The sequence below is a fragment of the Kitasatospora sp. NPDC057542 genome (genome assembly GCF_042801945.1).
GTDB lineage: Bacteria > Actinomycetota > Actinomycetes > Streptomycetales > Streptomycetaceae > Kitasatospora.
Genome location: NZ_JBHVFE010000059.1, coordinates 19,552 through 28,956, shown reverse-complemented (window position 1 = coordinate 28,956; position 9,405 = coordinate 19,552). Strand labels below are relative to the sequence as shown.

Genomic DNA, 9,405 nt, shown 5'->3' with positions numbered 1-9,405 from the left:
GCGTCCATGGTACGGACGCCCGGCCGCCCGTTCGTTCCGGCCCCGAACGGTCACTCGAAGCGGGCCGCCAGCAGCATCAGGTCGTCGGTGGCCGTGGTCGCGGCGTCCGGGTCCGGGCAGACGGCCAGCAGGTGGGCGCAGAGGCGGTCCGGGTCGATCCGCACGTCGCGCGGGGCGTCGGCGGCGGCCCGGCGCAGGTTGGCCTGCCCGGCGTGCAGGGTCGGGCCGCAGCGGCGGGCCAGTCCTTCGGTGTAGAGCAGCAGGGTGTCGCCGCGCTCCGCGATGAACTCCACTCCGGGGGCCTCCCAGCAGGCCAGCATGCCGAGCGGGGCGGAGAGCGAGGTCTCCACGAACTCGGCGCCGTGCCGGCCGACCAGGACCGGCGGGCAGTGCCCGGCGCCGGCCAGGGTGATCCGGCGCTCCTCGGGCTCGACCCAGGCGTAGACGGCGGTGGCGGTGCGGCTCGGCTCGGTGGTCTTGAGCAGCAGCTCCAGGTCCCCCAGGACGGAGACCGGGTCCTCGCCCTCCAGCACCGCGTAGGCGCGCAGCGCGGACCGGACCCGGCCCATCGCGGCGGCCGCGCCGGGGGCGGAGCCCGGGCCCGCACCGGGGCCGTCGCCGGAGACGGAGCCGACGGTGAGGCCGATGGTGCCGTCCGGCAGCGGGATCGCGTCGTACCAGTCGCTGCCGCAGGAGCGCTCCAGCCCGGCCGGGACGAGCCGGGCGGCCAGCCGCAGTCCGGCGGCCTGGGGGAGCCGGTCCGGCAGCAGGCCGCGGCGCAGTGCCTCGGTGGTGCGCGCGATCCGGTCCGACTCCAGCTGCTTGGCGAGCAGCGGGGCGGCGATCTCGCAGTAGTGGCGGGCCAGTTCGCGCCGGCATCCGGTCGGTTCGGCGGGCTCGTCCCAGAACCAGAGGGCGGCGGCGAGCGGGCCGTCCTCGGGGGTGGCGAGCGGCAGGCCGAAGGCGCCGCCGAGGCCGAGGTGGACGGCGAGTTCGCGCAGCCGGGCGCCGATGGCCGGGTCCTCGGCGAGGTCGCGGGAGTGCAGCTGCGCGGGCCGGTCCCGTTCGCGCAGCAGCCTGGCCAGCAGGCTCTGCTCGGTCGGGACGGTCTCCAACGCGCCGAGGCTGGCGCGGTCGAGGCCGAAGCCGACCGGCTGGCCGGGCCCGCCGCCGGGCAGCCTGGTGACCAGCACGCCGCGCCGGGCGCCGAGCAGGGCGGCTCCGGAGGCGAGGACGGTGTCCAGGGTGGCGGCCAGGCCGCGGGTACGGGCGAGCCGCTCGGTGTGTTCGTGCAGGCTGGTGATATCGGACAGGCGTCCGGCCAAACGGTCCTGCACCGCAGCGGACGGCGCCGTGCGTCCGTCCGCCGTGCCGTCCGGGGCATCGACCCGGCCGGGCAGGTCCGGCGGGTCGAGGACGGTGAGCCCGCCTGCGCAGCCGGGTTCGCCCGGCTCGGCGGTCGTCGTCGACGGGAGGGCCGTCGACGGGTGGGACTCGTTCATGCCGCCACTCCTGACGCGGTGCTACGTGCCATGCGAAACCCCCAGGTACGGCCAATGTGGAGCGAGCACGGCCAATGGGCGTGTTTCGCCTCGATTCGCTACTACTCGTCATTGATCGACAGCAATGCCACCACTTCTACACAGGCCATTCGGGGCATGTCCAGATCCAGGACGACGCGGTGGCCCGTTCCACATCCATCGCGACCCGGTCGGGGGCGCTCAGGGCTCGCGTGCGCGCCGGGCGGACCGGGAGGCATGGAGCGGGCCGCGAACGGGCAGAACCGGGAGGACGGCCCGGGCGGCCGTCCGGATCGTATGTCCGTGCCGCCCGCGAGCCTGGCCGACCGGAACTCTCTCACTCGTACGGTGGAACCAAGCGCGCCCGGGCGGCGTCCATCCGGTCGCGTACGGGATTCTCGTTCCAAGGGCTGTGCTGGTGCGCGGCCCTTCATGTCGTGCTCCACACCCGCTCCACGTCGTAGCCGCGCCGTCCGCGTTGCCGCCCGCCCCGCTCCGCTCCGTGCCGCCCGGGCCGTGCCGCGGCCAGCCCGTGCGGAGGATCCCGACGGATGCCGGCGGGGCGGAGCGAACCGAGCGGTCAGGGAAAGGAACGAGCGCCATGCGTGAGAACCCGAAGGGCCGGCCGGAGGAGCATGCCGCCCGACTGGCCGCGGCCCTGACGGCCGCCGTCGACCACCGCTGGCCCGTGGTGCCGGGCGCCGTGCTGCGCGACGGCTGCTGCTCCTGCGGTGACCTGGACTGCACCGTCCCCGGCGCACACCCGCACGACCCCTCGCTGCTGGCCGCGACCACGGACGCCCGGATGGTGCGCTGGTGGTGGGAGCGGCAGAGCCCGGACGCGCCGGTGCTGGCCGCGACCGGCTCCACGGTCTCGGCGGTCAGCCTGCCCGCGGCGGCCGGCGCCCGGGCGCTGGCCTACCTGGGCGCGCTGCGGTTGCCGCTCGGACCGGTGCTGGCGATGCCGGGCCGCTACGCGCTGCTGGTGGCACCGTACTCGCTGGACGTGCTCGGCGAGATGCTTGCCCAACTCCCCTGGGTGCCGGGATCGTTGCGCTATCACGGGCCGGGTGGCTTCCTGCCGCTGCCGCCCGGCGGCGCGGCCGGGCAGGTGCGCTGGGTGCTCGCGCCGCGACCGGGTGCCGGTGGCGGGGTCTGGCTGCCGCAGGTCGGGCCGCTGCTGGGGGAGTTGGTGGAGGCGACGGTCCGGCTGGACAGCGGACGCTCGGCCTACTGAGGATCACCGGGGCCGGGCGGGGCATCGGGGGCCGTCCGCCGGGGCGTTCCGGAAAAACAAAAGATCCGGCCGCTGGCGACGGGGGATGCACCAGCGGCCGGACTCTTTAGACAGTAACAAGGATCCGCGCCCGCGCCAATTTCCAAGACGCCCTGCACGCCCGGAAATTGCGCGTTCACCGCAGCAATGTGACGCGTATCACGCAGATCCGGTGCGCTTTAGTTCAAAGTGACCTGACGGTTCACCAGGTTCGCGCGGGCACGCCGCTCCTCGGCGGTCAGCGGGGTCCCGTCGGCGAGCACGGCGGCGAGCCGCTCGGCGAACTCCGCCGCCGGCTTCTCGCAGTCGGCGGCGGACATCGCGAGCGGGAGGTCCCACACCGGGACGGTCAGGCCGTGCGCGCGGAAGGAGCCGACCAGACGGGTGTCCGCGCCGAGCGACGCCTCGCCGGCCGCGTCCAGCCGGGCCAGCGCGTCCAGCAGCTGCTCCTCGGGCACGGTCATCACCCAGCGCAGGTGGTTCTTGTCCGGGGTGCCGCACCAGTAGGCGGAGTCCACGCCGGCGAGCTTCTCGGTCGGGATGGCCGAGGCGTTGGCGCGCTCCAGGGAGGCGGCGACCTCGCCGGTGGCGGACTCGGCGTCCTCCAGCCAGAACTCGAAGCCGGTGTGCACGGTGGGCGTGAACGCGGCGGTGGTGTCCAGCAGGTCCTGCAGACGGCGCCCGCCCGGGACGGTCCGGCGGGCCGGCACCGGACTGCCCGGCTCGGTGGCCAGGGCCAGCTCCAGGGCGTCCGCGAGGTCGCGGCTGAGGTCGCCGGAGGCGGACTGGGTCTGCAGGCCGAGCAGGATCGAGCCGTCCTGGCGGCGCAGGGCCGGCCAGGCCAGCGGCAGCACGGTGGCCAGGGTCACCGACGGGACGTCGCCGGTCGCGCCCTCGGCCACCCCGGCGGCCAGCGTCAGCGGCACCGTGGCGGCGGGCACCAGCTCGCGCAGCGCCACCCAGTCGGCCTCGCCCGGCAGGCCCTCGAACGGGCGGTGCACCAGCTCCTGCACCGCGTGCGAGGCCTCCCGGCCGTGACACGCCTTGTACCGGCGGCCCGAGCCGCAGGGGCAGTCCTCGCGGGCCCCGACCACGGGGATCTCGCCCGTGACGGCGGTGGTGGACTGGCGCTGCGGCGCCTTCTTGGCGGCCTTCTTGCCCATGCTGCGGCTCTCCCGGGAACGGTGGTTCTGTGTTCCGGGAAGCCTAACGACACATTCCCCGGGCCCGGCTCACGCGCTACGGGCATCGCCCCCGGCGTGCCGGGCGTGCCGGGCCCGGGCGGGCAGCGCCGCCCAGACCGTGACCTCGCCCGGGGCGTCGCGCACGCCCCAGTCGCTGGCCAGCTGGTCCACGATGCTCAGGCCGCGGCCGCCGCGGGAGGTCAGCGAGGGACTCGCGGGCAGCGGCCGGGTGGCCGCCCCGCCGTCCGTGACCTCCAGGGTGAGCACCCCGTCGGCGTGCATCTGCCAGCGGATCAGCACCCCGCCGTGCGGCTCGTCCGAGCCCTCGGCGGACTCCTGGCCGCCCTGCGCGGAGTGCGCCCCGGACGGGAGGCCGACCAGCACCTGTCCGAGCACCTCGGCCCGGGCGCTGCGGCCCAGCGCCGGCAGCGGGCCGAGCGGACGGGCGTACCGACAGGCGTTGCTCAACAGCTCGGAAAGGATCAGAACAGCATCATCGATGACCGGTTCCGGTATCTGCCGGTCACCCAGATCTCGACGCAGTCGGCGCCGTGCGACCCCGACACTCGCTGGGCCGTGCGGCACTGCCATGGTCGATGAGGTCGGCCCAACTCCTGTGGGCACAGTACGCGCCACCATCAACGCCACCCCCGGACCTCCTTCAGCGTATGCCGAGGGAGAGATGCCCCTTGGTAATGCGTCGGAAACGAGCACCGGACGATCCCGCGAGCCCATTTCGAGTGCGGCGACGGACGGTCGACATCAGGTCATTCCGCGCTCACCCTCTGTCGCCCGGATGCGAGAATTCCGGCAATTTCGTACGAGGAAGGTTTGACTGCCGACCAGCGTGATCGGATCGGACGGGTATCGCCTTCGGTGCGTCGGCGGATCACCGTCCGAGCTGCGCCAGCACCTCCGCGGGCCGGTTGGTGATGATCGCCGACACTCCGAGCTCCAGGCAGAGCTCGACGTCGGCCGGCTCGTCCACCGTCCACACGTGTACCTCGTGCCCCAGCTCGCGCAGCCGGGTCACCAGCTGCGGGCGGGCCCGCACCAGCTCGATGCCCGGGCCGGCGATCCGCGCCCCGCCCGGCAGCGGCGAGCCGGCGCGCAGGCGGCCGACCAGCGGCAGGGTCCGCTCGAACAGGAAGACCTGCCGGTACTCCGGCGCGGCGGCGGCCACCCGGTTCAGGGCGACCGAGGAGAAGCTCATGATCCGGGCGGACGGGCGGTCGCCCTCCCGGGTCGCGCCGATCCTGAACCGCTCCAGCGTCCGCAGCAGCTCGGCCTCCACCCGGCCCCGGAAGCGCACCGGGTGCTTGGTCTCGATCGCCAGGTCCACCGGGCGGCCGCAGTCCACCACCAGCTCCAGCAGCCGCTCCAGCCGCAGCACCCCGCGCAGCTCCGGGTCGGTGCTGGGGCGGCCGGTCTTCCAGGCACCGAAGTCGTACGCCTCCAGCTCGGCGAGGGTCATGGCCGAGACGGTGCCGCGGCCGTTGGAGACCCGGCCGATCCGGCGGTCGTGCACGCAGACCAGCGCGCCGTCGGCGGTCACCCGGACGTCGCACTCCAGCGCGTCCGCGCCCTCGTCGAGCGCGCGCCGGTAGGCCGCGAGGGTGTGCTCGGGCAGGGCGTGGGAGGAACCGCGGTGGGCGATCACCTGGACGGAGGGCACGGTGCGCGCCGTCGTCGAGGACAGGTCTGGGCTGGTCACAGGGCCAACGATAGGCGGCGGAAGTGAAGCGCGGACAAAGACGGCCCCAACCCGTGGGGCCGTCTGCGCCTGCGCTTCCCCGGTTTCCTCAGCGGCTGCCGGCGCGGCGGCTGAGCGGGGTGAGCGCCCAGGTGGCCAGGGCGGGCACCAGGAAGGCGAACAACGAGGCGGAGGTCCACTCCTGCGGGGTGAAGTGCAGCGCTTCCTGGGCGGAGGTCCAGAAGTCCGTCCACCAGTCGGCCACCTTGGTCGGCGCGATGAACTGGTAGACCGCGAAGCCCAGTGCCCACGGCAGCAGCATCAGCCAGCGGGACGGCGCGTCGGCGGAGAGGTTCCAGCCGCGCCGGCCGGCGCCGAGGAAGTAGTCCACCGCGAGCACCGCCAGCAGCGGGACGAACACCGAGCCGATGAGGCCGAGGAAGCCGTAGTAGGTGTCGGTGAACTCGTCGATCTGCAGCGCCAGCACGGTGGTCAGCGCGCCGATCGCGCCGGAGAGCACCCGGCGGTCCACCTTCGGCAGCAGGTTCTGCACCGACATCGCGGTCGAGTACACGTTGGCGAAGGACTGGTCGGTCTCGCGCAGCACCAGCACCAGCAGGAACAGCCAGCCGGCCCAGACCCCGAGGAAGGAGTCGAAGATCCGGTTCGGGTCGCCGTCCGACTGCAGCAGCGCCATCAGGCCGAGCACGTAGCACCAGACCTGGGCGATCGTGTAGCCGGAGAAGCTGCCCCAGAACGCCGAGCGCGGGGTGCGCGAGTGCCGGGTGTAGTCGGCGGCCAGCGGGACGAAGGAGACCGACACCGCGATCATCGCGTCGGTGGCGCCCAGGAAGCCGTGCCAGTTGCCCGCGCCCGGGTCCGGCACGCCCTGGCGGCCCAGCTGGACGGTGAAGTACACCATCGCCACCGCGACCGCCCCGGCCACGAAGCGGCGCAGCACCGCGATCGAGCCCAGCGGCCAGATGGTCAGCGCGGTGGTCAGCGCGCCGGCGAGCAGGACGAACAGCCAGCGGTAGCCGGTGGTGTGCGCGACGGTCTGCGCGCCCGCCGAGATGGTCAGCAGCTCGAACACGCCCCAGCCGATGCACTGCACGATGTTCAGCACCGTCGGCAGGTAGGACAGCCGGGTGCCGAACAGCCCGCGCAGGTTCGCCATCGCGGGGGCGCCGGTGCGGGCGCCGATCAGTGCGGCCACGCCGAGCATCGCGGTGCCGACCGCCGTACCGATCACGATCGCGGTCACCGCGGCGGCCAGCGACAGCTCACTGCCGGGGGCGCCGAGCACGGTGGCGGCGGTGGAGAAGCCGATCAGGCTGACGCCCAGGTTCATCCAGAGCGCGAAGTGGTCCCGGAAGCGCAGCGTGCGCGGCGGCTCGGTGTCCAGGACCAGGGGGGCCTCGGGGCGCTCCAGGACGGCGGTCGCACTCGAAGAGGTGGCGTTCGCGCCCGAAGAAGAGGATGGCGAAGCAGGCGGCATGGCCGATACTCCCTACGCCGGCATTACCCGGACAGGTTCCGGCGGTCAGCGCCCCCTCGAACGTCCGCCACTCGTGTGGCGTACGGTCGACATGCGCACTCTCAGCCTGGTGGGTCCAAGCTCCCGCGTGTCAGTTTGGAGCGACAGGCTAACCGGCACGGGGGCGAACGCCCAAGGCCGAGGGAGTCGCGGTCCATCGCGGGACGTCCGGCGGGGGAGGGGAGCCTCGGCCGCCGGTACCGGCGTCGGTGCCGGCTAAGGATTCTTATGAGTTCTTCAGAGGGGTCCTTACGGCAATCGAATCGACAGTGCGAAAAACTATGGTCCTTGGTTCTGCCAGCTATGGAGGTCGTCCGTGAGCACCGAGCGCGAGGTTGGGCCCACCGGGCCGCAGGGGGAGCAGCCCGCCGGCCGGGGAGCGGCCGAGTCCGCTTCCGAGGGCCCCGCTCAGGGCGGGCACCAGCCGACCATGGCCTTCCGGCGGGTGCCCGAGCCGGAGGCGGGTGCCGGCGAGGCCGGTGCCGTCGAGTCCGGGCAGGGCCCGGTCGACGCGCCTTCGGCCGAGGGCGGGCACAAGCCGACCGTCGCCTTCACCAAGGTGCCCGCACCGGAGGCACCCGCCGCGCCCGTGGCACCTGCCGCGCCCGTGGCGCCCGCCGTCGAGGAGCCTGCCGTCGACCCGGCCACCGGCTACATCGACGCGCCGCCGCCCGTCCTGCCGCCCGCCCCGCAGGCCCCGGCCGCCCCGGCCCTGCCGCCGGCCGGCAACCCGTACGCCACCCCGACCCACGGCGTCCCCACCGCCGGCGCGCACGAGGGGTACGGCGCCGCTCCGGCCGTTCCGGCCGCCCCCGCCGCGCACGGCCACCACCCCTTCGGGGCCGGCCAGCCGCTCGGTGGCTGGGGCCCCACCCACGACTCCACCTCCGGCGGCGCGGGCCACCCCGGCGGCCCGGCGGGCCCGCTCGGCTACCCGGCGGACCACCCCGGCGGTCCGGCCGGCCCGCTCGGCTACCCGGCGGACCACCCCGGCGGTCCGGCCGGCCCCGGCGCTCGCAAGAAGCGCGGCGGCCTGGTCGCCCTGATCGCGGCCGTCGCGCTGGTCGCCGGTGTGGCCGGCGGCACGCTCGGCGTGACCGTCGCCAACCGCGCCGACGACAGCAACTCCCCGAACGACCACCGCAGCACCACCGTCCAGGCCAGCGACACCCAGAAGAACGAGCCCGCCCCCGGCTCGATCGCCGCCATCGCGCAGAAGGCGCTGCCCAGCGTCGTCACCATCAAGGCGCAGGGCAACGGCGAGTCGGGCACCGGCACCGGCTTCGTCTTCGACACCGAGGGCCACATCCTCACCAACAACCACGTGGTGGCGCCGACCCTCAACGGCGGCAAACTGACCGTCAAGTTCGCCGACGGCACCTCGTACAGCGCCTCGGTGCTGGGCCACGCCGAGGGTTACGACGTCGCCGTGGTCAAGATCGACAACCCGCCCAAGAGCAAGCTGGCCCCGCTGCCGCTGGCCGACTCCGACAAGGTCAACGTCGGCGACGCCACCGTCGCGATCGGCGCGCCGTACGGCCTGGAGTCCACCGTCACCAGCGGCATCATCAGCGCCAAGGACCGGCCGGTGGCCTCCGGCGACGAGACCGGATCGCAGGCCTCGTACATGAACGCCCTCCAGACCGACGCCTCGATCAACCCCGGCAACTCCGGCGGCCCGCTGCTCGACTCCGGCGGCGCGGTGATCGGCATCAACTCGGCGATCCAGTCCAACGCTTCCGCCAACGGGCGGGCCGGCAGCATCGGCCTGGGCTTCGCCATCCCGATCAACCAGGCCAAGTGGGTCGCGGACACCCTGATCAAGACCGGCAAGCCGGTCTACGCCAAGCTCGACGTGCTGCGCAACGACGACTACAAGGGCGACGGCGCGCAGATCCAGACCAAGGACATCCAGGGCCAGCCCGCCGTCACCCCCGGCGGCGCGGCCGACAAGGCCGGCCTCAAGCCGGGCGACGTCATCACCAAGCTCGGCGGTGTCCCGATCGAGAACGGCCCCGCCCTGGTCAGCCGGATCTGGACGCACAAGCCCGGTGAGACCGTCGACGTTGAGTACACCCGCAACGGCCAGACCTTCAACACCAAGGTCACCCTCGGCCAGCGCGAGGGCGACCAGTGACCCCCGCCCGCGCCGAAAGGTGTGCGCCGAACCCCGCCGGACCCGTTAGGCTGACCTC

Annotated in this window: 7 protein-coding genes and 1 riboswitch; of the genes, 2 read left to right on the top strand and 5 right to left on the bottom strand. The window is 73.9% G+C overall.

Annotated elements, in window-relative coordinates:
* Positions 1 to 50: 50 nt before the first annotated feature.
* Complete coding sequence (locus ACFU7Y_RS10770) at positions 51 to 1,502, bottom strand: PP2C family protein-serine/threonine phosphatase (protein WP_224281237.1); 1,452 nt, start codon at positions 1,500 to 1,502, stop codon at positions 51 to 53.
* A 619-nt stretch (positions 1,503 to 2,121) separates the two neighbouring features.
* Here ACFU7Y_RS10770 and ACFU7Y_RS10765 point away from each other — a divergent pair.
* On the top strand, positions 2,122 to 2,757 hold the full coding sequence (locus tag ACFU7Y_RS10765; protein ID WP_224281236.1) for a bifunctional DNA primase/polymerase: 636 nt from the start codon (positions 2,122 to 2,124) through the stop codon (positions 2,755 to 2,757).
* 218 nt (positions 2,758 to 2,975) lie between these two features.
* Here ACFU7Y_RS10765 and ACFU7Y_RS10760 read toward each other — a convergent pair whose 3' ends face one another.
* The 4 genes from ACFU7Y_RS10760 to ACFU7Y_RS10745 form a co-directional block, all read right to left on the bottom strand.
* Positions 2,976 to 3,959: a DUF5926 family protein gene (locus ACFU7Y_RS10760; RefSeq protein WP_224281235.1), complete on the bottom strand. Its 984-nt coding sequence runs from the start codon at positions 3,957 to 3,959 to the stop codon at positions 2,976 to 2,978.
* Between the two features lie 69 nt (positions 3,960 to 4,028).
* Complete coding sequence (locus ACFU7Y_RS10755; protein WP_374120002.1) at positions 4,029 to 4,448, bottom strand: ATP-binding protein; 420 nt, start codon at positions 4,446 to 4,448, stop codon at positions 4,029 to 4,031.
* Positions 4,449 to 4,869: 421 nt separating this feature from the next.
* A complete protein-coding gene (locus ACFU7Y_RS10750) occupies positions 4,870 to 5,694 on the bottom strand; it encodes a glycerophosphodiester phosphodiesterase family protein (protein ID WP_224281233.1) in 825 nt (274 codons plus the stop codon).
* An 88-nt stretch (positions 5,695 to 5,782) separates the two neighbouring features.
* Positions 5,783 to 7,171 carry a cytosine permease gene (locus ACFU7Y_RS10745; RefSeq protein ID WP_224281232.1) on the bottom strand — a complete coding sequence of 463 codons (1,389 nt, stop codon included), beginning with the start codon at positions 7,169 to 7,171 and terminating at the stop codon, positions 5,783 to 5,785.
* A riboswitch (TPP riboswitch) is annotated at positions 7,164 to 7,308 on the bottom strand. (Overlaps the previous gene by 8 nt.)
* 218 nt (positions 7,309 to 7,526) lie before the next feature.
* Between ACFU7Y_RS10745 and ACFU7Y_RS10740 the strand changes: the two genes are divergently transcribed.
* Positions 7,527 to 9,347 carry a S1C family serine protease gene (locus ACFU7Y_RS10740; RefSeq protein WP_380767427.1) on the top strand — a complete coding sequence of 607 codons (1,821 nt, stop codon included), beginning with the start codon at positions 7,527 to 7,529 and terminating at the stop codon, positions 9,345 to 9,347.
* The last annotated feature ends 58 nt before the right edge of the window (positions 9,348 to 9,405 follow it).

Excerpts from the sequence above, each read along its gene's own strand:
- ACFU7Y_RS10765 (WP_224281236.1), top strand. The coding sequence starts at position 2,122 with ATGCGTGAGAACCCGAAGGGCCGGCCGGAGGAGCATGCCGCCCGACTG.
- ACFU7Y_RS10745 (WP_224281232.1), bottom strand. The coding sequence starts at position 7,171 with ATGCCGCCTGCTTCGCCATCCTCTTCTTCGGGCGCGAACGCCACCTCT.
- ACFU7Y_RS10760 (WP_224281235.1), bottom strand. The coding sequence starts at position 3,959 with ATGGGCAAGAAGGCCGCCAAGAAGGCGCCGCAGCGCCAGTCCACCACC.
- ACFU7Y_RS10770 (WP_224281237.1), bottom strand. The coding sequence starts at position 1,502 with ATGAACGAGTCCCACCCGTCGACGGCCCTCCCGTCGACGACGACCGCC.